Raw genomic sequence first — 26,055 nt, forward strand, 5'->3', positions numbered from 1 at the left:
CGACAATAGGTTTTTATTTTACAATACATATTATAATTTGTCTATACTTTTGCTTTTATTTTCTATTTTTTATAATTTTTTTCGTATATATACGATCATTATTTGTATATCATTCATTTTTTAGTATTTATTATTAAGTATAAAAAATTTTAAATTTATTATAAAAAATAAAAGCTATAAAGTTTGAGATTATTCAAACTTTATAGCTTTTTATTTATATATTATACTATTGTAGCTTGTGGAGATACATTTTTAGTATCTTCTTTTGCTTTAAATTCACTATTATTTAATATCCTATTTAATATAACTCCAACTATAGCCGATAAACTAAGCCCTGTTATAGATACAGCTTCAGTAATAGGTATACCTATTACTATACCCTTATTTCCTAAATAAGTTGTTCCAAGTCCTATTATCATTATCGTAGCTATTATTATTATATTATTTTTATTTTGAGTACATTCTCCATCTTTTATAGTTTTAAACCCTACAAAAGTTATCATAGAGAATAATAATATACTTATTCCACCCATTACTGCTTGAGGTATACTTTGTAAGAATCCCCCAAACTTACCTATGCAAGAAAGTATTATAGCAAATACTGCTGTTCTTCTTAATAAAGAAGGATCATAGTTTTTAGTTATAGCTAAAACTGCTGTATTTTCTCCATACGTAGTATTTGCAGGACCTCCTAAGAATCCAGCTACCATAGTTGCTAATCCATCTCCTAGCAAGGTTTTATTTAATCCCGGATTTTCTATGAAATTCTTACCAACCACTGCTCCATTTGTAGTCATATCTCCTATATGTTCCATAAATACTGCTAGAACTACTGGAGCTATTATTACTATAGCTTCTAAGCTAAACTTTGGTAATGTAAACTTTGGTATCTCAACTAAACTTGCTTGTGTGATTGTAGATACATCTACTAATCCCATCGCTAAACATATCACATATCCTGAAATAACTGCTATTAATATTCCTAATTGCTTTATAAATCCTTTTGCAAACTTATTTATACAAAATGCTATTCCTAAAGTTATTATTGCTATTAAAAAGTTTGATGAGGCCATATTAAATGCTGTTGGTAATAAGTTAAGACCTATTACACCTATCATAGCTCCTGTTACTTGTGGTGGAAAATATTTTTTTATCTTATCTATTCCTACCGCTTTAACTGCAAAAGACATTATTACATATATAAGTCCCGCTACCATTATACCACCTTGAGCATAAGCTAAGTCTCCGCCATAAACTTCTTTAGCTGCTAATATTACTGGTATAAACGCAAAGCTTGAACCTAAAAATACTGGTACTTTTCCACCTGTACAAGCATGGAATATTAAAGTTCCTACACCTGCACAAAATATTGCTACTGCAGGATTAAATCCTGTCAATATAGGAACTAACACTGTTGCTCCAAACATTGCTAATAGATGTTGTAATGACATTACTGTTTTTTTCATAAAAAACCTCCCATAAATTTTTTAGGGAGAAATACTTCTCCCTTTTTCAGTCTCTCTGTACTGATTTAAAAGGCACTATTGTATATTGATTATAGTGTATTTAATTATTCGTTTATTGTTACACAATCTTCTTTGTCTGTTTCTGCTAACTTAACGCATATTATTTCTTTATTTGATGTTGGCACATTTTTACCTACATAATCTGCTCTTACAGGTAACTCTCTATGTCCTCTATCAACTAATACTGCTAGTTGTATAGATTTTGGTCTTCCAATATCCATTAGTGCATCTAGCGCACCTCTTACAGTTCTTCCAGTATATAATACATCGTCAACTAGTATAACTTTCTTATCATTTATATCAAAATCTATGTTAGAACCATTGATTACAGGATCTACATCTACTTCTTTTAAATCATCTCTATATAAAGTTATATCGATTTCTCCTGTGTTAACTTTTTTTCCTTCTATCTGTTCAATTTTTTTAGATATTCTATGAGCTATAGGTACTCCTCTAGTTTTTATACCTACTAAAACTACATCTTCAATACCTTTGTTTCTTTCTATTATTTCATGGCTTATTCTTGTTATAGCTCTACCAATTGCTTTTTCATCCATTAATTGGGCCTTTTCTATCATGGTGACCTCCTATTATATAAGATTTTTTGTTTAAAAAAGCTTCTTATCACAAGACAAGAAGCTTATATATTCTAATTAAATATAAGTACGGTTAATAAATTAAACCAACTAATATAATTTGATATATTATATGTTTATATAGCTTTTGCCTTATGATATCTCTGTATCACTTAAAGGTATTTCTTTTATTTTTTATATTATATATCTATATCATATATTTTTCAAGACCTATTTAAGTTTATTAATTATATTCTTAAAATATTTAGGTAATTCTGAGTCAAATTCGATATACTCTTTAGTAGTTGGGTGTATAAATCCAATCTTTTTTGCATGTAATGTTTGACCTTCTACTTTGAATTTATTATTTTTAGGACCATACACAGTGTCTCCTAAAAGTGGATGATTTATAGATAAAGCATGAACTCTTATTTGATGAGTTCTTCCTGTTTCAAGTCTCGCTCTCATATGTGTGAAGTTTTCATATCTAGCAACAACTTCAAAATGAGTAACAGCTCTTTTTCCATCTTTAACCACTGCCATTTTAAGTCTATCTTTAGGATTTCTTCCTATTGGTTTATCTACAGTTATTTTATCTTCTTTTACTACTCCATGACATATAAATTCATATTCTCTAGTTATAGAATGGTCTTTTAATTGTTCTGCTAAAAAATTATGAGCATTATTATTTTTAGCTATCATTAACAGCCCTGATGTATCTTTATCTATTCTATGAACTATACCAGGTCTTATTACTCCATTTATAGATGATAAATTGTCTTTACAGTGATATAGTATTGCATTAACTAAAGTTCCTTCATAATTTCCTGGAGCTGGGTGAACTACCATATTTTGAGGTTTGTTAACTATCATTACATCGCTATCTTCATAAACTATATCAATAGGTATATCTTGTGGTAATACCTCTAATAACTTTGGTGCTGGTATTTCTATAACTATTTTATCCTCTTCTTTAACTAAGTATTTAGCTTTTTCAATCTTACCATTTACGCTAACTTTTTTGTCTTTTATTATTTTTTGGATGTAACTTCTTGACATATCTCCTAATTGAGAAGATAGGTATACATCTAATCTATCTCCCTCTTCTTCATCAAGAACTAAAAATTCTTTTATTTCGTCCATTACTTCACCTGCTTTTCTTCCTCAAAAAATAAAATATATATGCATAGCATTATAGTTCCTACTACTACAAACACATCTGCAATATTAAATACGTATTCCCATATAAATCTAAAATCAAAATAATCTACTACAAATCCAAGTCTTATTCTATCTATTAAATTGCCTATAGCTCCAGATATAATAAGTATTATACTTGCTTTCCCTAATAAATTTAATTTCTTATTAGTATTTAAATAGTATAATCCAAATATAGATGCTGCTAATGCAACTATTATAAATATGATTTGATTATTTTGCAACATTCCAAATGCTGCCCCTCTATTTTCTACATAAGTTAGATGAAACACATTTTCTATTATTGGTATACTACCTATTCCTTTTAGGTGTCCTAATACCCATAATTTAGAAAGTTGATCTATTCCTATCAATACAGCTATCATTAATATATACGTCAATATTTTTTCCTCCCAAAATTATATATATATTATATTATACAAAAAAAGACTCCCTTATTGGAAGCCTATTGTTGTTTTTGCGTTGCACGATCTTTATCTAGACTATCTTTGAGCTCATGTATAGTAACAAACTCAAATCCTTTTTCTTTTAATTTAGGAATAAACATATCTAATGCCTGTATAGTTTGTGAGGTTTTATTTCTCACTTTATTATAATCATGTAAAAGTATTATATTTCCATTTTCAACCTTTGATGTAATTGTGTTAACTATATAATCTACTCCTGGGTTAGACCAATCTCTAGGATCTATATTTGACCATAGTATTATATCCATATCATTGTTTTTTATTATATCACACATATTTTTAGATACGGCCCTGTATGGAGGTCTAAATGATGTTGGATACTCACCTATAGCTTCTTTTATTATATTTTGAGTATCTATAATCTCTTTATTTATTTCATCATAAGATTTTTTAGATACGTTTATATGAGTAAATGTATGGTTAGCAATTTCATGCCCTTCTTTAAATGCTCTTTTCACTATATCACCATTATACCCTACCTTTTCTCCTATTACGAAGAAAGTTCCTTTTACATTGTGTTTTTTAAGTATATCTAGTATTTGAGGAGTGAAATCTTCATCTGGCCCATCATCAAAGGTTAAAGCCACTACTTTTTTATCATCTCTTCCTTTTTTTATTATTATATCTTCATATTCTTTAAAATTATCACTAACTAAATTATTAGCTTCTATTGTATTTATATTTTCTAGCTTAAACATACCAAATATAAAAATTGCAGATATACAAATAACATATAGTATTTTTTTCATCATATATTAGTCTTTATCAGACTCTTCCTTTGGCATTTTGTTCATTTCATATAATTTTAATAATACTTCATCATAAAATGTAGGACCTTCATTTATTAAATTTTGACCTTCTTCTCTACTAGTTAGATGCATATCTGGTTGATGTTTTGCACAGTTGCTACATAAATTTGTTTCTGGTAGTATATCTAATCTATCAGCCTCAATATTATTTTTGCATATATCACATATTCCATAAGTTCCATTCTCTATTTTATTTAAAGCATTTTCTACATTAAATAATCTACCTTTTTCATGAATCGTTAAACTATTTTGCATATCTTGCATATATACTTCTGTCCCTATATCCGCTAAATGATTATCATAACTAGATAATTCTCCTGATGTATACTTTTCACTAGTGTGTTCACTTGTATCTCCAAATACTGTATTATCTTGCATTTCATTTATTAGGCTCGATAACTTCTCCTTTTCTTTTAGTAGTTCTTCTTTGTACTTTTGGGTATTCATATACTACCTCCTTCTATATTCATCTACTATATCCATTAATCTTGCTATATACTCCCCTATTACAGGTAAATCCACTGATTTACTTAATAGGTAAAAAACAAATGCAGCAAGTATTGATAGACCTATTGCTTGACCAAATCCTTTTCCTAAACCTGCTATAAAATTTATTGTGAACAATCTTCTTTTACTATCTGTTAGCATCATATATTCTCTTATTCTACTTCTTTCTATTATAAGAGTTAATCTTTCTAGGTATCTCCTTATAGTCCCTAGATTTTCTGTAGTTTTTTCACATATATTAAGTTCATTCATAGCTTTATCAAGGTCTTTCATATTTATAGGATTTTGTTTATCAAGGTCATTATCTTCTTTGTACTTAATGTGCATCACATCCTTTATGAATGACTTTTATATAAACTTATTATGTGATTTTTTTGATTAAAAATACGAAAAGGATTATGCATAAATTTATATATTTAAATTCACACATAATCCTTTAATTTAAATTATTATCTAGGTAAGAATTTTCTTTCTATTAATCCTACTTTTTTGTATACCTTTCTTAATGTTTTTCTAGCATGTCTTTCAGCTTTATCAGCACCCATTGCATAAACATTTTCTAAATAATCTTTGTTCTTTAATAAATCAAGATATCTTTCTCTTATAGGTCTTAAAGATTCAACTATAACTTCAGCTACATCACCTTTAAAATCACCATAACCTTTACCTTCATACATACTTACTAGTTCTTCTATTGATTTATTGTCTAATTTTGAATATATTTCAAGTAAATTTTTTATTCCTGGTTGTTCATCAGTATATTTTATAATCCCTACTGAATCTGTAACACTTCTTTTTATCTTTCTTCTTATTGTATCTGCATCATCAGCTAATAGTATAAATGCATTTTCATTTTCATCAGACTTACTCATTTTTTTAGTTGGTTCTTGTAAGCTCATTACTCTACCAACTTCTTTTGGTATATATGGATCAGGTACTTTAAATGTTGGTGAATATCTATTGTTAAATCTAGTTGCTAAATCTCTAGCTAGTTCTAAGTGTTGCTTTTGATCTTCTCCAACTGGAACTAAATCTGTTTGATATAAAAGTATATCTGCTGCCATTAATACTGGATAAGTAAATAATCCTGCATTTAAGTTAGCTTCACTTTTTTGTGACTTATCTTTAAATTGAGTCATTCTACTTAACTCTCCCATATAAGTCATCGTATTTAATATCCACATAAGTTCAGTATGTGCACTTACATGAGATTGTATGAATATCGTATTTTTCTCTGGATCTAATCCACAAGCTAAGTACTGTGCAAGTAATTCCATAGTATTAGCTCTTAAATTTTTAGCCTCTTGTGGAACTGTTATAGCATGTAAATCAACTACACTATAAAAACAATCATACTCATCTTGAAGTTTTGTCCAGTTTTGTATAGCTCCTAGATAATTTCCTAAAGTCATTTTCCCAGATGGCTGAGCACCACTAAATATTATTTTCTTTTCGCTCATTAATAACACCCCTCATTATATTGATCTTAACATATTAAGTACTATATCTTTAGAGTTATGAGCTGCATCCTTAACAAATTCGTCATATACAACATCTGCACTTCCGTCAGCTCTATCAGACATTGCTCTTATTATTACAAATGGAACTTTATTTAGCTCACAAACATGAGCTATAGCTGCCCCTTCCATTTCTCCACAGAATGCTTCAAACTCTTTTACTAATTCTTCTTTTAATTCTCTAGAGCTTATGAATCTATCTCCTGTTACTACTCTTCCTTTAACTACTTTATGAGTTTTAGTTTCTTCTTTTGATAATTCAAACGCCGCATTTACAAGTCTCTCATCTGCAACAAATGTTGAATTTTCCATTCTTGGTATTACACCTTTTTTGTCTCCAAATACTGTTGTATCAAAATCATATTGTATAGCATCAGTTGATATAACTATATCATATACATCTAAATCTGCATTTAATGCTCCTGCAACACCTGTATTTACTATTGCATCTACACCAAATTCACTTATTAATATTTGTGCACATAAAGCAGCATTTACTTTACCTATTCCACATCTTACTACTACTACATCTTTATTTTCTAAGTTTCCTTTGTAGAATACTAAGCTGGCTTTTTCAACTTTTTCTTTTACATCCATTAATTCTACTAATATATCTACTTCTTCATCCATTGCACCTATTATACCTATTCTGTTCATTACATTTCCTCCTAAGTTGTTTTTCTATAAATTTGCAATAAAAAATCCGTCCTAAATAAATAGGACGGATATATTTTCCGCGGTACCACCTAAATTATATGCACCTAGTGCATATCACTTATACCTGCTATAACGTGCAGTCACGATATCGGCTAGTTTACTACTGTATTTCACCTTACTCCTCAAAGGTCCATTCATCAAATACTTTATGCTAAGCTCTCAGCATCCTTAACTCTCTGTTATAAAGATATTTTGATTACTAATCCTTATCAATGGATTTAAATATTTATATATAAACTATGATATTCATTAAAACTTATTTTGTCAACTGTATAATATATTAATATTATTATCTAGTATATATATTTATTCTATTCAATTTATTATAATAAGTTTGAATTATCTCTATACTGTCAAGTCATTTTCATCTTTAATTTTTATAGTTTTTTAACACATCTGCCATAACAAAGCACCTAAGCAATTCTATTACACAAATTATAATCTGAGGAATTAATTCACCCTTACCAGCAAAGTACATCACCTGAATACTGTGATTATTTTAACCTGATAAATATACGCTCACCTTGTCATAAAAAAATCTACCTAAATAAGGTAGATTTCTCTATAAATATAAATCATACTTAACTATGTTTATAACATTATAAGCTCCACTCACCATCTTTTATAAAAATTTTAACTGTATTAAAATTTTTGTCCATTACAATCAAACTTCCATCTTTTATATCTTCAGTTATGAGTATAAGTCCCTCTTGTCTGCAATAATTTCTGGCAAGTTCTAATGCATCAGATTCCATATCTAATTCTAATAATCTTCCCATGTTCATTACTCCTATTTATATAATTTATAATTATACCCATTTTTACCTTTTTCTAAACTCCCTAATATAGTTTTAATTAATAAGTTATGAGCAGATTTTAAATTAATATAATACATTCTTAAACAAAAAGTTAGCTTTACCTAAGCGACTTGTCGGCAAAACACTTCATGTATCTTTCCTTGAATGTAAAAAAAAGAAGGTTTTTACCTTCTTCTTAAACTAACTCCATTTTATTTGTTAAATGATTATGGTAATGAGAATGCTTACCTGTAAATCCATCTTCGTGAACATGGTCATGGCCTACTCCGTTTACATGTTCATGACTATGCATAAATGATACTTGTAGTTTATTATTTATAGGATTTATACCTACATATGCATTGACACCAAATACTTCTTTTAACATTTGTGATGTTATAACTTCTTCCACTTTCCCATATTTTGTTATCTGTCCATCTTTCATGACGATTAAATAATCACAATACATAGATGCCATATTCATATCATGTATTGCAGATAATGTAGTTATATTAAGGCTTTTCACCAAGTCCATAAGCTGTATTTGATACCCTATGTCCAAGTGGTTTGTAGGCTCATCTAATATTAAAAAATCAGTATTTTGAACTAATGCTCTCGCAATTAAAGTCCTTTGTTTTTCTCCACCTGATAAATTAGAAAAACTTCGTTCACTATAGTTATCTAATCCAACTTTTTTTAACATATCTTCAACCATTTTTAAATCTTCTTTCGAATAATCTTCAAATATAGATTTGTATGGATAGCGACCCATTTTCACTATTTGCTCAACTGTAAAATCAAACTGTGAACTACTTTCTTGAGCAAGAACTGCAATCTCTTTTGCACACTCTTTATCTTTCATAGTAGATAAATCTTTATTATCTAATAGTATCTCTCCACTAGATGGCTTATAAAGCCTATATATATTTTTAAGTAATGTAGATTTTCCAGAACCATTTGGGCCTATTACCCCTATAAAGGAACCTTTAGGAACATTAAAAGATACATCTTTTAATATTTCTTTTTTATCTATACTAAACCTTAAATTTTTAACCTGTATCTTCATGATTATTCTTTTCCTCCAAATGAATAGTTTTTCTTAGATATTAAATACAAGAAGAACGGTCCTCCGACTAACGAAGTTATTATACCTATTGGTATTTCTATTGGTGGGAAAAGCCCCCTCGCGGCAATATCTGATGCTATTAAAAATATTGAACCTACTAATGCAGAAAGTACTATTAACTTTTTATGATCACTGCCAGCTATTGTTCTACATACATGAGGAACAACAAGTCCTATAAACCCAATAGCTCCTGTTATCGCAACTAAGGTAGATGTTAAAAACGTTGCTAATATAAGTATTATTGATTTTACAAGTTTTACATTTATACCAAGTATTATAGCACTATCATCTCCAAGTAATAATATATCCAAAGACTTAGACATTAAAAAAGCTACTATCATTACTATTACTAGTGCTACAAATGGAATTAATAAAACATCCCATTTAGCTCCTCCTAAACTTCCAACAGTCCAGAAAAGTGCATTTTTAGCTTGGTTTGAGTTATCTGCTGAATATATAAGTAAATTAGTAAGCGCTGAAAATATTGTAGATATTGCCATACCAGTAAGTACTAATCTTGTTGTTGATGTTGTTTTTCCCATCTGCGTGCCTATTGCAAACACTAACACTCCTGAAATAATAGAACCTACAAATGCACCAGATGTTATACTATTTATTCCAATAGATGACACCCCTCCTAAAACAATAACAGCAACAGCTCCACATGATGCACCAGATGATATTCCTAATATATACGGTTCTGCTATAGGGTTTTTAGTTACACATTGCATTAATACTCCACATATTGCAAGACCAGCTCCACATATTGCTCCTAATAAAACTCGTGGAAATCTAATTTCCCATATTATATTATGGGTCATGACTTCTCCAACTCCACTAAATAACATTCCATTTGATAATTTGTTTAATAAAATTTTATATACCTCTCCAGGTTCTATATATGTACTTCCTATAGCTATTGCTCCGACTATTGTACCTGCTAATAATATTATTAAAGCTATAGTCCAAAATAAGAAACCTCTCTTTTTTGAAAGGTTTCTTGAGTTTTCTATACTAACTTGCATTATTTGTTTCCTTCAAAGAAATATCCATACATTTCTTCTATAAGCTTAGGATTTCTAACACCTGGAGATAAGTCAGCTAATCCTACTACATATATTTTATCATTCTTTATTGCAGGTACATCTTTAAGTGCTGGATGATTCTTTAAGAAATCTATTTTTTCCTTAACTGGTTGACCAGCTAAGAAATCAGTTACTAATATAACTTCTGGGTTTTTAGCCACTATACTTTCCCAAGAAACATTTATGTATGGTTTATCTGCATCTTTTCCAAATATGTTATTTCCACCAGCTAATTCTATTAAGTTATTTGCAAGACCACTTCCTACTACCATAGCATCCTTTTCACCAGAATCATATACCATCATTTTTACTTTATCTTCTTCTTTTATATCTCCAACTTTATCAGTTACAGCTTTTATATCACTTTTCATTTTATTTACTACTTCATTTGCTTTATTTTCTACTCCAAATATTTTTCCTAATAATTCAAAGTCTTCATATACAGTTTCTACTGTTGCATCTGGATTATATGATTTTGCCATAAATGGAGTTATATCTTTTTTTATTAACTCATCTGGTGATCCTGTTGTTTGTTCATTTATAGATGAATCCCATCCACTAACAAAGTCTGCACCTGTTGCTATAAACCCTTCTTTAGATATAGAGTGTCCTTCTCCAACTTTAAGTTCTGGTATTTTATTATAAGCTTCTTCAAACTCTGGAAGTATTGGGTTATCTAAAAGTGCTGTTCCTACCATTTTATCTCCTAAATCTAGTGCAAGTAACATCTCTGTCATAAATTGAGATAATGTAACTGCCTTTTGCCTTGGTTTTTCTACTTTGACATTATAATCTTTCGCTCCATCTGAGTATGTAAATTCTACTGGTGTGAAATTACTTTCTGCTACTTGTGTTTCTGGCGTTTGACTAGTTTCTTTTTTATCTGACGAACATCCTACTACACTTAAACTTATTCCTGCTACCATTAATACTGCTAAAAATCTTTTTAAACTTTTGCTTTTTATCATTTTTATTTTCCCCCTAAGTATATTTTTTATATAAACACTATTGTTTAATTTAACATAAATTTACTAATTACATTACAAAAAGCCATGAGTTTTTACAAAGATATATCAAATAAATCTTTGTAATTTAAACCTTCATGGCTTTATTTTTATCAGTTATTTAATTTTTTATATCTAATGTTTTGTATCCTTATAATAGAATAGGTACTTCTGTACCTCTTTTAACTTATCTTACAGTTTAATTATATATTCTATTTTTTTTAACGTAAACACAATATTATTTTTCAGAAAATTTAGTTTTATACATCTTTTTATTATTATTTAGTTTTTTTTATATATTTTTACATTGTTTTTATCTTTTATATTCGATTAAAATATTTATTTTAATTCAATTTTTAATTTATATATTTAGTATTTTATAATTTTTTATAATTAATCAACCTAAAAACTTTAAGTAAATATAAGAAAGAGGTAAATTTAAGTATAACCTAATTTTACCCCTTTCTATAAAATATTATAATTTTAAACCCTTTATATAAATATTGCTGTTCCTGGTCCTATAGGTGCTCCTGCTAAAGCCCATATTATAGCAAATATAGTCCATCCTATTAAGAATGCTATAGCTATTGGCATCATTGTACTTATTAGGTTACCTACACCAAATTCTTTCTTATATTTTTGACCAAATACTACTATAACCCCTAAATAGCTCATTAATGGAGATATTACATTTGTTGAAGAGTCACCTATACGGTATATTAACTGAACACCTGCTGGAGTGAATCCCGCAACCATTAACATTGGAACAAATATTGGAGCAAGAAGTCCCCACTTAGATGAAGCTCCTCCCATGAATAAGTTAACAAATGCAGTTAAGAATATAAATGCAACCATTAACACAATATTCATAAACATACTACCTTCTGGTATTTTAGAAACTAAATTAGCTCCTAATGATGCAACATACACTCCTAAGTGAGAGTCGTTAAAGTAATTAATAAATTGAGCAACGAAGAATAATATAACTATTATTGGAGCCATATCTGCCATCGCTCTAACCATTGCTGGCACTATATCCGCTGCTTTTTTAAACTTACCTGATTTAAATCCGTATACTAATCCACTTACAGCGAATATAACGAACATTATCATTATAACCATATCACCTTTAAAGAATATAGAGTTTAAGAAGCCATCTGCTGCAACTAAAGCTGCATTCCCTTCTGCATCTTTTCCCCATAACTCTACTGTAGTTGATAAGTCACCTACTAAAGGTATAGTGTTATTTTTATCTATTGGTAAAGCTGTTAATATTATTAAAGCAAATAATAATAACATTATTTTATTTGTAAATTTATAAGCACTTTTTTCTGCTTGAGTTATTTCATGTTCTGGCTCAACTTCAGCCTCTGCTTTATTATATTTTCCTAATCTTGGCTCAATATACTTATCTACAACTATAGTTCCTATTAATATTATTAAGAATGTAGATGCCATCATGAAGAACCAGTTACTTGTAACTGATAAAGTTCCTGCTAATTGAGTACCTGCCATAGCATCACCAGTCTCAGCTGCTGCTTGAGTAAATGGTAATAATAATGCATCTGTTGAACTAACAAATAAGTTTGCACTAAATCCTCCAGAAACCCCTGCAAATCCTGCTGCAAGACCTGCTATAGGATTTCTTCCTAATGTATAATACATTAATGCAGCAAGTGGTATTAATACAACATACCCTGCATCTGATGCCATATTAGACATAACCCCTAAGAATATTACAACTGGAGTAACTAATTTCATAGGCGTAGCTTGAACTATACTTTTCATTGCCATTGTTAAGTATCCACTTTGTTCCATAAGTCCTATTGCTAACATTATTATAAGTATAGTGCCTATTGCATACATGTTCATAAAATTAGCTATTGCAGTTCCTATAACATAAGAAAGACCATTTGAATATCTTTCTGCTACTTCTGTTCCTGTTGCCCCTACTTTTAACACCTCTATTGGTTTTTGCCCTAATAAATTATTTATTGGGAAATCACCTAAAGGAGTTTTAGCTACTACCCCTAAACTTCCTAGTATTGCTGATAAAACTAAAACAAATGCTGCTATGTATATAAACATTAGCACTGGGTGTGGTAATTTGTTACCAAGCTTCTCTATTTTGTCCATGAAGCCTTGTTTTTGTTTCTTTTGCGATTTTACACTTACATCCATACTTTCCCTCCCTATTTTATATTCCATGATTACTTAACTTATTCTAACACATCACGACAACGATTTCATAATTTTTCTGAAACTTCTAATTTATTAATCTATTCTCTTATTTTCATTTTATTTTAAAATTTTTTTAATGATTTATACTTTAACTTTTAAAGCAGCTTTTAGTGTTTTTTTCTAACTTAATTTCATTTTTAATGTTTTTTTGTATATTTTTTAAATTTTTCTTAACTAATACTTATCTTTATATTTATATTATTAAATATTTTCAATTTCTTTTATATTATTAGAATTTTCAATATAATTTTATATTCTAAATTTAATAATATTTTTAATCTAATTAATTTCTAAAAAGCTTTTAATTAACTTTTATATAAAAAATTTGCTTCACTTATGCTGCCAACGACTTTGTCCGTTGCTAAGATTATTATTTTTTATATTTTTAAACCTATTGATATATCTTATTTTCATGAATTATCAATAGGTTTATGCTTAATATAATAATTTTCTTGTATGTAAAAAAGTACCTCTTAATGAAATACTTCATCAAGAGGTACTTTTTAAATTATTTCTTTATAACTTTTATTCCAGTCATATGGTCATTTAAGTTATGACTTTCTAAAGTTTCATCTTCTACTCTATTTATTTCTACAGCTAATGTTTCTGATTTTATATATTCATCATAATTTTCTACAGCTTTAGCTATTTCATCATCTGAATTAAATTCTATAACTATGTTATCTAAAACATCAAAGTTATTAGATTTTCTTATTTGTTGTATCTTAGATATAAATTCTCTTGCATATCCTTCTTCTATTAACTGTGTTGTTAATGTTGTATCTAATATAACAAATAAGTTGTTTTCCATAGTTACATTAAATCCTTCTTTAGCTGATATGTTTATTAAAACATGGTCTTTGTTAAATTCAAAGTTTTCTCCGTTTATATCAACAGCAAAACTTTCACCATTTTCTAATTTAGGAACAACTTCATTTGGATTTAATTTATTTAATGCACCAGCAAAGAACTTCATGTTAGCACCAAGTATTGGTCCTAAAACTTTAAAGTTTGGTTTTAAGCTAAAGTTCATATATTCAGATAAATCTTTTGCAAATACAACTTCTTTAACGTTAAGTTCTTCTTTTATTAAGTCTACAACATCACTTATAGTAGCTTCAAACTTACCATCTACTAATACTTTTTGTATTGGTTGACGTACCTTTATTCTTGTAGCTTCTCTTGATGCTCTACCTAATGTAACTAGGTTTTTAACTAAGTCCATCTTCTCTTCTAATTCATTGTTTATTAAATCTAAATTAGCTTTTGGATACGTACTTAAATGTACTGAAACTTCATTAGTTAAGTTTCTGTATATTTCTTCTGATATATATGGAGTAAATGGAGCTATAAGCTTACAAAGCTCTGTTAATATTTCATAAGTTGTATTGTAAACTGATTTTTTATCTTCAGTTAATTCAGTCGCCCAGAATCTTCTTCTTGAACGTCTTATATACCAGTTAGATAAATCTTCGTTTATAAATTCTTGAATAGTTCTAACTGTTTTGTTTAATTCAAATATCTCTAAGTTTTCTTCTACTTCTTTCTTTAAGTTGTTAAACTTAGATAATATCCATCTATCTAATTCTGGTCTATCTTTGTATTCTACAAAGAAGTCAGTTGGATTTATATTATCAGTATTTGCATATAATGCAAAGAAGTTATATACATTTTTCATAGTTCCTAAGAACTTACTTTGAACTTCTTTTAATCCATCAACATCAAATCTTGTTGGAGTCCATGGTGGAGATACGTATAATAAGTACCATCTTAAGGCATCTGCTCCATATTGGTCAAATAACTCAAATGGATTTACTGTATTTCCTCTAGACTTACTCATCTTCTTACCTTCTTTATCTAAAACAAGGTCATTAACTAAAACTCTCTTATATGGAGCTTTACCCATAACAAATGTTGATATAGCAAGTAATGAATAGAACCATCCTCTAGTTTGGTCTATACCTTCACATATGAAATCTGCTGGGAATAATTCTTCAAAGTTTTCCTTGTTTTCAAATGGGTAATGATGTTGAGCAAATGGCATTGAACCACTGTCAAACCAACAGTCTATAACATCTGTTACTCTTGTCATAGGCTTACCACAGCACTCACATTTTAGATGTATATTATCAACATATGGTCTGTGAAGTTCTACTGTTTTAGGATCTACTTCTTCTATAGCTTTTTGAGCTAATTCTTCTCTTGAACCTACAGAATCTCTATGTCCACATTCACACTTCCATATATTAAGTGGAGTACCCCAATATCTACTTCTTGATATAGCCCAGTCATTTAAGTTTTCTAACCAGTTTCCAAATCTACCTTCACCAACGAAGTTTGGATACCATTCAACTGTCTTATTGTTAGCTATTAATTGGTCTTTTAATTTTGTCATTTCTATATACCAGCTTGGCTTAGCATAGTATAAAAGTGGAGTTTGACATCTCCAGCAGTGAGGATAATTATGAGCTACTTTTTCTTTGCTAAATAATTTATTTTCACCGTGTAACCATTTTATTATTTCAACATCTACTCCATCTTCCATAACGAATTTTCCTTCCCATGGAGTAGTTGTAAATTTACCTGCTTCAGATACTGGTTGAAGTACTGGTAAATCATACTTTCTACCTAAGTTGTAGTCATCTTCACCAAATGCTGGTGCAGTATGTACTATACCTGTACCATCTTCAGTTGTAACGTAGTCTCCGCAAGTTAAGAAGAATGCTTTTTTATCAGCTTCAACAAAAGGCATTAATTGTTCATACTCTATGTATTCTAAATCTTTACCTTTCATTTCTTCTAATACTTCGTAGTCTTCACCTAAAACCTTGTTAGCTAAAGCCTTAGCTACATAATAAACTTCATCATTTTGCTTAACTTTTATGTAGTCTATTTCAGGACCTACTGTTAATGCAACGTTTGATGGTAATGTCCAAGGTGTAGTTGTCCATGCTAAGAAATACTCATCAGCATCTTTTCTTTTAAACTTAGCTATTACTGTATTATTTTTTATTTCTTTATATCCTTGTGCAACCTCATGAGATGCAAGACCAGTTCCACATCTTGGACAATATGGAAGTATCTTATGACCTTCGTATACATATCCTTCTTTGTTGAACTTGTTTAATATCCACCATACAGATTCTATATAGTTGTTATCTAAAGTTATATATGGATTATCTAAGTCTATTTCGTATGCCATTCTCTCAGTCATATCTCTCCACTGTTTTTCATAAGTGAAAACAGACTCTCTACACTTTTGATTAAATTTATCTATTCCGTAAGCTTCTATTTCTTGCTTATCAGATAAACCTAATTCCTTTTCTACTTGTATTTCAACAGGTAGACCATGTGTATCCCAACCAGCTTTTCTTTTTACTTGCTTTCCATTCATAGTTTGGTATCTACAAACAGAGTCTTTTAATGTTCTAGCTATAACATGGTGTATTCCTGGGTTTCCATTTGCTGTTGGAGGACCTTCATAGAATACGAAACTTGGATCATTTTTCCCTTTTTCTAAAGTTTTCTCAAGTATGTTTATATCATTCCAATACTTAGAAACTTCTGCTTCTGCTTGCTTTACAGAAGAGTCAACTAATGACTTAAACTTTGACATAGTATCACCCTTTCATATTAATTGTTATCTAAATTTTGTTAGAATATTTAAACCTAACTAATTTACATTTTAATTTTTTGTATTAAAAAACTCGTCCCCCTAAAACAAGGGACGAGTATTAATCGCGTTACCACCCTAATTCTATACATATATAAAATATACTTTACTTATGTATAGCACTTAAATAGTATAACGGCACTTTACCGGCACAGCTTAATCAAATACTTTTTCAGCCTGCAGCTTCGGAGTGATTTTCCACTTTATAAATTTATTGGTTCTCAGCAACCCAACTCTCTGTAAAATTATCTAAAGCTTACTGTCTCCATCATAGCTTTTATTTATATTTTTGTTTATAATATGAGATTTTATAACAAATCGTCAAAATAGTCAATTACTTTTTATTTTATATTAATCTAATGTAGCTGCTGCCTCTTTTTCTATTGGCATATCAAATAATGTTGTCTCAAAAGCTCTCATATCATTTTCATCAACATTATAGAATATTTCATCTATACTTCTTATTTCATCTTCTAGTAAAGATTTAAATTTATTTCTAAATACTTTAAATTCTTTTACCATTTCATTATATTCTTTTCTTATTTCTATTACTTGATTATTAGCTTGTTCAATTATTTGTCTTGCTTTTAAATCAGCTTCTTCTACTATTATCTTAGCTTTTTTATTTGCAGCAGTACAAGTATCTTCTGCAACACTTTCAGCTCTTATAAGTGTAGCTTTTAATGTTTCTTCTATATTTTCATATTTGTTTATTTGATCTTGATATAATCTTACTTTTTCTTTAAGATCTGAATTTTCTCTGTATAGATGTTCATAATCTTCCTTAACTGCATCTAAAAATTCATCGACCTCTTCTTCTCTGTATCCTCTTATTCCTTTTTTAAATTCCTTATTTTCTATTTCTATTGGAGTAAGCATGCTTTTCTCCCTCCTATATTATTAACTTAGCACAAACTTTTATTCTGCCTTTTTTAGTAATATCTCCTATTTTAGATATTACCGCCCTACCTTTACCTCTAACTGATATTAGTGAATTATTTTCTATTTCTTTAGATGCAGATGTTATCTTTTCATAATTAACAAAAACTCTTTCTGCATTTATGTATTTTAAACTTTCTTGTCTTGATATATTATATAATCCACTTATAATACAATCTAGCCTACTTGATGATACTGTAAATGATATATCTTTATAATTTAATGAGCTTTCTATTATATCTTCTCTTGATATTTCATACACTGAAACACTATTTGTCGAAACTTTTTGTAAGTTCATAATTATAAAATCACATATATCACAACTTACAATTATTTGGCAAAAGCTATCGTGTATAATAATATCTCCTATCATCTCTCTTTTTATACCAAGACCCATAAGAGACCCTAAATAGTCCTTATGTGATATGCTTTTAAACTTAAAATTACCTTCTACTTGTATAAATTTAAGGTTATCATCTATATCTTCATATTCCATATAAAATGGATATATAAATATTTTACTTCTTTCAGCCTCTTTATGTCCACCATCAACAGAGTATTTTAAATCACTATAAGAATTCAAAATAGCAATAGCATTTTTGATTTCATAAGGATTTAAAAATTCCGTTTGTCTTACATCATAATTTTTCATTGTGGCATTAGCTTTATCTATAACCTTAAACATTTTATTTTTTAATTCTATATCCTTAATATGATTAGTTAGTTTTAGCCTGTCCACTATTATCTCCTCTTAATAGAACACGATTAGTGCCACCCTCTTTAGTAGCATTAATACTAATATTGCTATCATTGGTGAAAAATCTACCGGTCCACTATTGTACTTATACATTATAGACCTTATAGGACCTTCTATTGGTGCTGTTATATTATTTAATATATAGTATAACTTACTTCCCATCCCATTAGGAAACCAAGACATTAAACTCTTTATAATTATTATCCAAGATAATATATCAAATAGATAATATAAAGCCAATCCTATAGTACTCATTATTTAACCCCTTTACTTTTATATTTTATTTATTATTTTGCCAAGGGAAAAGTGTCTTGCTGTTTTCTAATTCCTTTTTTAAATTTGCATCTATATCTACATTATTTGGTGCAAGTATAAATATAGCTTTAGATACTTTTTGTATACTTCCCTCTAAAACATATACAGCTCCATTCATAAAGTCAAATATAGACTTCTTAGCAACTGGATCTTTTAAATTTTCTAAGTTAACTATTACAGTTCTCTTACTCTTTAAATGATCCGCTATAGTTGTAACTTCATCGTATTTTTTAGGTTCTACTATTACAACCTTCATTTGAGTGTTAGTATGTAACTTTACTATGTTAGTATTTTTTATAGCTGTTCCAATTTCTGGTTCCATATCTAGTTCATCTTCAATTATTTCTTCTTCTTCGATATAATCTTCATCTTCCTCTATAAACCAATTTTTAAACTTAGTTATCATGTTATCTCCCATTATTGACTTCCTCCTTATTTATTAATCAAATTTTAAATTCATATAATCTACTTATCGTAATTTCTGGCTCCAAATATAGAGGTTCCAACTCTAACTATATTAGACCCTTCCTCTATTGCTATTTCATAATCATTGCTCATTCCCATAGATAAATATTCCATAGAAACATTGTTTATATTTAACTTATCAATTTCTACAGCTAATTCCTTTAATCCTCTAAATACTTTTCTAACTTCATCTTTATTTTCTGTAAAAGGCGCCATAGTCATAAGACCTTTAATTTTTATATTATTATAATTATTTGCTACTTCTTTTATAAAATCTATAGCACCTTCTTTATATATACCATGCTTGCTTTCTTCTTTTGATATATTTATTTGTACTAAACAATTTATAGTCTTATCTATTTTTTCTGCCCTTTTTTGTATTTCTTCACATAAAGCTATTCTATCTAAAGAGTGTATCATATAAACCTTATCTATTATATACTTTACCTTATTAGTTTGTAAACTTCCTATTAAATGCCAATTTACTTTATCGCCTATAACTTCATACTTTCTAGCTAGTTCTTGTGGCTTATTTTCTCCAACATCTTTAACTCCATTTTCTATAGCTTCTAAAACCTTATCTACATCTACAGTCTTAGTTACTGCTAATAAAGTTACTTCATCAATTTTTCTATTAGAAACATTACAACTATTTTTAATTTTTTCTCTTACCATATCTAAATTTTCTTTTACGCTTGACACTTTATCACCTACTTTATTTTTATTTTCTTATTTATAATATTTGGGTTTAATACAACCTCATCATGCAATGCAATCACTTTTTCTTTATCGCTACTATCATTTTTTACGAATATATAATCATCAGCTTCATAGGCAACATCACTTAATTCAACAAATTCCATATTGTTAGTTTGCTGATTTACTATATATACCCCTTTTTTCTTGTCTACTGATTTTATAGATTTTTTTGGTATCTTAAAACCTTCTATATGCTTATATATTATATCAAATTCTTCTACTCTTGTATCATAAATTCCTATATTTTGGCTAGTTATTTTTAGTATTACTATGATATCATCATTATCTTTTTTAATCTTATTAACCTTACCATCTAATATTTCTTCATTAAAAGATATTTCAATCTTATTACCTACTTCAAAATATTTCCTATACTTTTCTTCTATACATACTGCTATATATACATCATTTGGATTGACTATTTTAAATACTGGATCATTTTCTTTGACTTTTTTGTCATTTAAATTTATATCTGTATAGTTATTATTAATATTCTCTATATCATATTTAGTTAAATAATCTATACTATCTGTATTATACTTTCCTTCATTTCCATCTATTTTATAGGATATTACTCCTGATATATCAGCTTTTACATAAGAGGTAGAACTTTTTGCCTTTTTTTCTAGAATTGCTTTTTTATTTTTACTATTTTCTAACTGATTAGCTGTGATATGTTTTAATGTACTATTATCTTGGCTATCTATTTGTTCCTTTAACTTGTTTATTTCTTTGTCTAAGTTTTCTATATCTGAATTTATTTTTTCTATATCTATATCCTTATATATATATCCTATATTTTCTGATTTTTGTACTTTTTCTCCTTCTTCATGTAGATTTTTAAACGTTCCATCTTCATTTGATACAATTATACTCTCATCTTTTATTACAAGCCCTTTTGTATTAATTTTTAGCTCCATTTCTTCTAATTCAACGGCCATAGTCCTGGTATTTTTACCTATTAAAAATATACTAATTTGAAATACAAAATATATAACCATTCCCAGTATTAGTATTTTAGATATTTTCTTATTTTTCATACTTTTCCCCCTTTAAATCTAGGTACTTTATTAATTCTTCAAATAATATTATATTTCCTTTTATTGTGGTGATTCTAAATCTTAAATATTTGCTTATATATTTAATTTTGCTTACAATCTAATAAATAAAAAAAAGTGTAGGCTATTAATTTATATAGCCTACACTTTTTTTTATTTATTAGATTCCTTTTTAACTTTTTCTTCCCAGAAATCAGCATTCTTTATCCCAAGTTTTATTGGATCAAATGTTCTTTCTTCTCTTGGTATTCCTGCTTTCATTTGTTCTTCATAATCTTTGAAACACTTCATGGCTACATTTGATAATAAAAGTATAGCTATTATATTTAACCAAGCCATACTTCCAACACCTATATCCCCCATAGTCCATGCAAGAGATGCTGTCTTTACACAACCAAATGCAACTGCTCCTAATAATATAACTCTAAGTATATTTATAAATAACTTAGTTGTTTTTCCTTTAAATATTCTCTTACTTATATATATAATATTAACTTCTGCTATATAGTAGTATGCCATTATAGTCGTAAAGGCAAAGAAGAATAATGCTATAGATACAAAGGCTGACCCAAATCCTGGTATCAACGAGTCTACTGCTGTTTGAGTATATATAGGTCCTATCTCAACTCCTGGTAAATTCTCAACAATCATAGCTCCATTTACTCCATGAACGTTATAGATTCCTGTCATAAGTATCATAAATCCTGTTGCTGAACATACAAATAAAGTATCTACATATACTGAAAATGCTTGAACTAAACCTTGCTTAGCTGGATGACTTACTTCAGCTGCTGCTGCTGCTTGTGGCCCAGTTCCTTGACCTGCTTCATTTGAATAAACTCCACGTTTTACTCCCCAAGCTATTGTTGAACCTATTATTCCTGCAAATGCTTGCTCTGCTCCAAATGCAGACTTAAATACTAACTCTATAATACTTGGTAATTGTTCTATATTAACAGCTATTATTACAAGAGACATTAATATATAAATCCCTCCCATAAATGGAACTATTAATTCTGCTGCAGAACTTATTCTTTTTATTCCACCAAATATTATAAGTGCTAGTAATATAACTAGGACTACAGTTATTATCATTGGGTCTATCTTAAAAGCGTTATTTACTGCTACTGTTATAGAGTTAGATTGAACACCAGGTAGTAATAATCCTGTTGCTAATACTGTTGCTAATGCAAATAATATGCCGTACCATTTAGAAAACTTAGTATTTCCAAGTCCCTTTTCAATATAGTATGCTGGTCCTCCACGATATAATCCATCATGTTCTTCTTTATAAACTTGGGCTAATGTAGATTCTGCAAATGCTGATCCTGCACCTAAAAATGCTATTGCCCACATCCAAAATAGTGCTCCTGGTCCTCCCATTGCTATAGCCGTCGCTACCCCTGCTATATTACCGGTACCTATACGCCCTGCTAGCGCTGTACATAGAGCTTGAAATGATGAAATACCCTGAGCTGATTTTTCTCCTTTAAATAATAAGGCTACCATTTCTTTAAGGTGTCTTATTTGAGAGAATTTGGTTCTAAAAGAAAAATAAATACCTGAACCTAAACATAAAAATACTAACCAGTTACTCCAAATAATATCATTTATTGCATAAACAATACGCTCCATAACATACCCCCTTTTTTAATATATATTCTATAAATTTTTTGATTTAATAGATTATATTATTAATTTTGGATATATGTTCTTTAAATTTCAAGTATTTTCTGATAATTTAGAAAATTATCATATAATCATTTTAACTTTATTATAAGCTTATATAAGAATAGGAAAGGTTTTTAACCTTTCCTACGTTTAAATATTATCTTAATTAGCCATCTAATTTTTATCAGTGTATTTTATAATAATATAGTTATTATATTACTACTTCCTTCATTTATTATCTTTTGTAAAGTTTTTTGTATCTTAACTCTTATTTCTTCAGGCATTGTATATAGCTTACTTTGTAATTGTTCCTTAACTAAATCATGTAAAGATTTTCCAAACATATTTGATGACCATATTTCATTAGGATTTTGTTCAAATTCCTCTTGCATATATTTTATCATCTCTTCGCCTTGATTTTGGCTTCCAACTATAGGTGCTATCTCTGTAGATATATCAGCTTTTATTATATGAAGTGACGGTGCATTTGCTCTTAATTTTACTCCATATTGTTTTCCTTGTTTTATTATTTCTGGTTCCTCTAAGCTTAATTCTTCTAAAGATGGCGCTACAACTCCATAGCCTTTTGTTTTTGCATCTATTAAAGCAGATTCTATCTTGTCATATTCATTTTTAACTCTAGATAACTTAGTTACTAAGCTAAGCAGTTGATGGTCTCCATCTATTTTAAATCCACTCTTTTCTTCTAATACATTGTAGAATAAATCTTGCTTAGCAGATAAATCTATACTTATAACGCCTTCTCCAAGTTCAACATTATCAACTGATGTATCTTCTAAGAATTCTAACTCTGAAAATCCTGCTACAATACTATCTATATCTCTTATCTTTCCAATTTCTTCTATACTTTGCTTTAATGTGAATATTATATTATTTTTTATCCAATGATTTCTCTCTAATCCTTCTATCCATTGAGGTAAATTTATTCTTATTTCATTTAATGGAAAATCATAAAGTACTGTTTCCATAACGCTCTCTATATCTTCTTCATCCATAGCTAATACATTTAATGGTACTATAGGAGCTTCATACTTTTCTTCTAATTCAGATCTTAATAATTCTATATCTTCACTGTATGGATCAAGTGTATTTAATACAATAGCAAAAGGCTTATTTAAAGACTTTAACTCATTTATAACTCTTTCTTCTGCTTGTAAATAACTCTTTCTATCTATACCTGTTACTGAACCATCTGTTATAACTACTATACCTAATGTTGAATGATCTCTTATAACTTTTTTAGTTCCTATCTCTGCTGCTTGCTCAAATGTCATAGCTTCTTGTGACCATGGCGTTGATACTAATCTTTGTTTACCATCTTCTTCATGTCCTAAAGCTCCATCTACTATGTACCCAACACAATCAACCATTCTAACTTTTAAATTTACAGTATCTCTAACCTTTATCTCCACTCCATCTGCTGGAACAAATTTTGGTTCTACTGTCATTATTGTCTTACCTGAACCACTTTGAGGTATTTCATCCTTTGTTCTTTCCTTTTTAAATTCATTTTCTATATTCGGTATTACTAACTTTTCCATAAACTTTCTTATAAATGTAGATTTACCCGTTCTAACAGGACCTACTACACCTATATATATATCTCCTTGAGTCCTCTTAGCTATGTCTTCATATATGTTATTCATTAATTTTCCCCTCCTGCATATAGTTTCTTAATAAAGTATATTTTTATTTGTCCCCTATTATTACTAATAATTTCTAAATTTATATATAAATCATGCTTGTCATTTTTAATTTTTAAAATAAAAAAGCTAGGATTAAAATCCTAGCTTATCTTCCACTACTTCTTCTATTTCATGTGTTTTGTTTCTCATCATTAAATCTGCTACTACTTCATTTGGATTTGCACCTTCGTGAAGTACAGAATATATTGCACTTGTAATTGGCATATCTATACCTAGCTTTTTAGAAACATCATAAGCAACTTCTGTAGCAGTTATACCTTCTACTACCATTTTAACTTCAGCAAGAGTTTCTTCTAAACTTTTTCCTTGCCCTATAAGAATTCCTGCTCTTCTATTTCTACTATGCATACTTGTACAAGTAACTATTAAATCACCTATACCTGATAGTCCTGAGAAAGTAGATAAATTAGCACCCATTTTAACTCCTAATCTTCCTATTTCTCTTATACCTCTAGTCATAAGTGCAGCTTTTGCATTATCTCCATATCCTAAACCATCACATATACCTGCACCAAATGCAATTATATTTTTAAGAGCTCCACCAAGTTCAACTCCTACTATGTCAGGGTTAGTATACACTCTAAATTTAGGTGTCATAAACATATCTTGAACTATTTGAGCCACTTCTAAATTTTCTGATGCAACTACTACTGTAGTAGGTATATCTCTTGCAACTTCTTCTGCATGAGATGGACCTGATAAAGTTACATAAGGATTATTTGGAAGCTCCTCAGCTACAACCTCTGATAGTCTAAGCCCAGTTCCTCTTTCTAATCCTTTTGCAACATCTACTACTATTTGTTCATCTTTTACAAATGGCTTTAGGCTACTTGAAACACTTCTTATAGCTTGAGAAGGTACTGCTAATACTATAATTTTACTGTCTAGTACTGCTTCTTCTAAAGATGTTGTAAGTGTTATGTTATTTGGGAATAAAACCCCTGGTAAATAATCTATATTTTCTTTTGTCTTATTTATTTTATCAGCTTGTTCTTGACTTAAAGTCCATATGCTTACTTCATAGCCTTTTTTAGCTAGTACTAAACCTAATGCACTTCCCCAACTTCCAGCTCCTAAAATACATACTTTTTCCATTAAAAAC

24 protein-coding genes and 2 other annotated features are annotated in these 26,055 nt (G+C 28.9%); all 24 genes read right to left on the reverse strand.

From position 1 onward, the window contains the following. Positions 1 to 221: 221 nt before the first annotated feature. The gene (locus ABCP60_RS06065) at positions 222 to 1,466 is read right to left on the reverse strand and encodes a uracil-xanthine permease family protein (protein ID WP_195581367.1); all 1,245 of its coding nucleotides are present in this window, start codon (positions 1,464 to 1,466) and stop codon (positions 222 to 224) included. Positions 1,467 to 1,570: 104 nt separating this feature from the next. Then, a complete protein-coding gene (gene pyrR / locus ABCP60_RS06070; protein WP_092924293.1) occupies positions 1,571 to 2,104 on the reverse strand; it encodes a bifunctional pyr operon transcriptional regulator/uracil phosphoribosyltransferase PyrR in 534 nt (177 codons plus the stop codon). Between the two features lie 228 nt (positions 2,105 to 2,332). Continuing rightward, entirely contained in the window at positions 2,333 to 3,244 is a 912-nt protein-coding gene (locus ABCP60_RS06075; protein WP_195581368.1) for an RluA family pseudouridine synthase, read from the reverse strand. Then, complete coding sequence (lspA, locus tag ABCP60_RS06080) at positions 3,244 to 3,699, reverse strand: signal peptidase II (protein WP_195581369.1); 456 nt, start codon at positions 3,697 to 3,699, stop codon at positions 3,244 to 3,246. The genes ABCP60_RS06075 and lspA overlap by 1 nt, the downstream gene beginning before the upstream one ends. A gap of 65 nt (positions 3,700 to 3,764) precedes the next feature. After that, positions 3,765 to 4,535 carry a polysaccharide deacetylase family protein gene (locus tag ABCP60_RS06085; RefSeq protein WP_195581370.1) on the reverse strand — a complete coding sequence of 257 codons (771 nt, stop codon included), beginning with the start codon at positions 4,533 to 4,535 and terminating at the stop codon, positions 3,765 to 3,767. Positions 4,536 to 4,541: 6 nt separating this feature from the next. Continuing rightward, entirely contained in the window at positions 4,542 to 5,042 is a 501-nt protein-coding gene (locus ABCP60_RS06090) for a TraR/DksA C4-type zinc finger protein (protein WP_166505883.1), read from the reverse strand. Positions 5,043 to 5,045: 3 nt separating this feature from the next. After that, positions 5,046 to 5,429, reverse strand: coding sequence for a DUF5665 domain-containing protein (locus tag ABCP60_RS06095; RefSeq protein WP_166505884.1), 384 nt, complete (start codon positions 5,427 to 5,429; stop codon positions 5,046 to 5,048). A 122-nt stretch (positions 5,430 to 5,551) separates the two neighbouring features. Further along, on the reverse strand, positions 5,552 to 6,562 hold the full coding sequence (gene trpS, locus ABCP60_RS06100) for a tryptophan--tRNA ligase (protein ID WP_166505885.1): 1,011 nt from the start codon (positions 6,560 to 6,562) through the stop codon (positions 5,552 to 5,554). A gap of 15 nt (positions 6,563 to 6,577) precedes the next feature. Further along, positions 6,578 to 7,276 carry a 5'-methylthioadenosine/adenosylhomocysteine nucleosidase gene (locus ABCP60_RS06105; RefSeq protein WP_343101469.1) on the reverse strand — a complete coding sequence of 233 codons (699 nt, stop codon included), beginning with the start codon at positions 7,274 to 7,276 and terminating at the stop codon, positions 6,578 to 6,580. A 57-nt stretch (positions 7,277 to 7,333) separates the two neighbouring features. Beyond that, positions 7,334 to 7,558: a binding site (T-box leader), on the reverse strand. A 377-nt stretch (positions 7,559 to 7,935) separates the two neighbouring features. Next, positions 7,936 to 8,115, reverse strand: coding sequence for a hypothetical protein (locus ABCP60_RS06110; RefSeq protein ID WP_092924268.1), 180 nt, complete (start codon positions 8,113 to 8,115; stop codon positions 7,936 to 7,938). A gap of 214 nt (positions 8,116 to 8,329) precedes the next feature. Continuing rightward, positions 8,330 to 9,199, reverse strand: coding sequence for an ABC transporter ATP-binding protein (locus ABCP60_RS06115; protein WP_343101470.1), 870 nt, complete (start codon positions 9,197 to 9,199; stop codon positions 8,330 to 8,332). 2 nt (positions 9,200 to 9,201) lie between these two features. Beyond that, positions 9,202 to 10,284, reverse strand: coding sequence for an iron ABC transporter permease (locus ABCP60_RS06120; RefSeq protein ID WP_092924262.1), 1,083 nt, complete (start codon positions 10,282 to 10,284; stop codon positions 9,202 to 9,204). Further along, positions 10,284 to 11,312 (reverse strand): ABC transporter substrate-binding protein, encoded by a 1,029-nt coding sequence (locus tag ABCP60_RS06125; RefSeq protein WP_166505887.1) that lies wholly within the window; start codon positions 11,310 to 11,312, stop codon positions 10,284 to 10,286. The genes ABCP60_RS06120 and ABCP60_RS06125 overlap by 1 nt, the downstream gene beginning before the upstream one ends. A gap of 528 nt (positions 11,313 to 11,840) precedes the next feature. Further along, positions 11,841 to 13,529 (reverse strand): AbgT family transporter, encoded by a 1,689-nt coding sequence (locus ABCP60_RS06130; protein ID WP_195581373.1) that lies wholly within the window; start codon positions 13,527 to 13,529, stop codon positions 11,841 to 11,843. A 568-nt stretch (positions 13,530 to 14,097) separates the two neighbouring features. Next, a complete protein-coding gene (gene ileS, locus ABCP60_RS06135; protein WP_166505890.1) occupies positions 14,098 to 17,205 on the reverse strand; it encodes an isoleucine--tRNA ligase in 3,108 nt (1,035 codons plus the stop codon). Positions 17,206 to 17,309: 104 nt separating this feature from the next. Then, positions 17,310 to 17,543 (reverse strand) — a binding site (T-box leader). 70 nt (positions 17,544 to 17,613) lie between these two features. Further along, the gene (locus tag ABCP60_RS06140) at positions 17,614 to 18,141 is read right to left on the reverse strand and encodes a DivIVA domain-containing protein (protein WP_195237234.1); all 528 of its coding nucleotides are present in this window, start codon (positions 18,139 to 18,141) and stop codon (positions 17,614 to 17,616) included. Positions 18,142 to 18,154: 13 nt separating this feature from the next. Then, on the reverse strand, positions 18,155 to 18,940 hold the full coding sequence (locus tag ABCP60_RS06145; protein ID WP_166505892.1) for a YlmH/Sll1252 family protein: 786 nt from the start codon (positions 18,938 to 18,940) through the stop codon (positions 18,155 to 18,157). Positions 18,941 to 18,952: 12 nt separating this feature from the next. Continuing rightward, a complete protein-coding gene (locus tag ABCP60_RS06150) occupies positions 18,953 to 19,213 on the reverse strand; it encodes a YggT family protein (protein WP_343101471.1) in 261 nt (86 codons plus the stop codon). 25 nt (positions 19,214 to 19,238) lie between these two features. Next, positions 19,239 to 19,691: a cell division protein SepF gene (locus ABCP60_RS06155; protein ID WP_092924241.1), complete on the reverse strand. Its 453-nt coding sequence runs from the start codon at positions 19,689 to 19,691 to the stop codon at positions 19,239 to 19,241. Between the two features lie 47 nt (positions 19,692 to 19,738). Continuing rightward, positions 19,739 to 20,440, reverse strand: coding sequence for a YggS family pyridoxal phosphate-dependent enzyme (locus ABCP60_RS06160; RefSeq protein WP_166505894.1), 702 nt, complete (start codon positions 20,438 to 20,440; stop codon positions 19,739 to 19,741). An 8-nt stretch (positions 20,441 to 20,448) separates the two neighbouring features. Further along, positions 20,449 to 21,537 carry an HlyD family efflux transporter periplasmic adaptor subunit gene (locus ABCP60_RS06165; RefSeq protein ID WP_343101472.1) on the reverse strand — a complete coding sequence of 363 codons (1,089 nt, stop codon included), beginning with the start codon at positions 21,535 to 21,537 and terminating at the stop codon, positions 20,449 to 20,451. 171 nt (positions 21,538 to 21,708) lie between these two features. Beyond that, positions 21,709 to 23,190, reverse strand: coding sequence for an alanine/glycine:cation symporter family protein (locus ABCP60_RS06170; RefSeq protein WP_343101473.1), 1,482 nt, complete (start codon positions 23,188 to 23,190; stop codon positions 21,709 to 21,711). Between the two features lie 230 nt (positions 23,191 to 23,420). Continuing rightward, entirely contained in the window at positions 23,421 to 24,893 is a 1,473-nt protein-coding gene (spoIVA, locus tag ABCP60_RS06175; protein ID WP_092924228.1) for a stage IV sporulation protein A, read from the reverse strand. 132 nt (positions 24,894 to 25,025) lie between these two features. Further along, complete coding sequence (locus ABCP60_RS06180; protein WP_166505896.1) at positions 25,026 to 26,048, reverse strand: NAD(P)H-dependent glycerol-3-phosphate dehydrogenase; 1,023 nt, start codon at positions 26,046 to 26,048, stop codon at positions 25,026 to 25,028. Between the last annotated feature and the right edge of the window lie 7 nt (positions 26,049 to 26,055).

The organism is Romboutsia sp. MSSM.1001216sp_RTP31141st1_G3_RTP31141_220114 (assembly GCF_039031195.1).
Taxonomy (GTDB): Bacteria; Bacillota; Clostridia; order Peptostreptococcales; family Peptostreptococcaceae; genus Romboutsia_C; species Romboutsia_C hominis.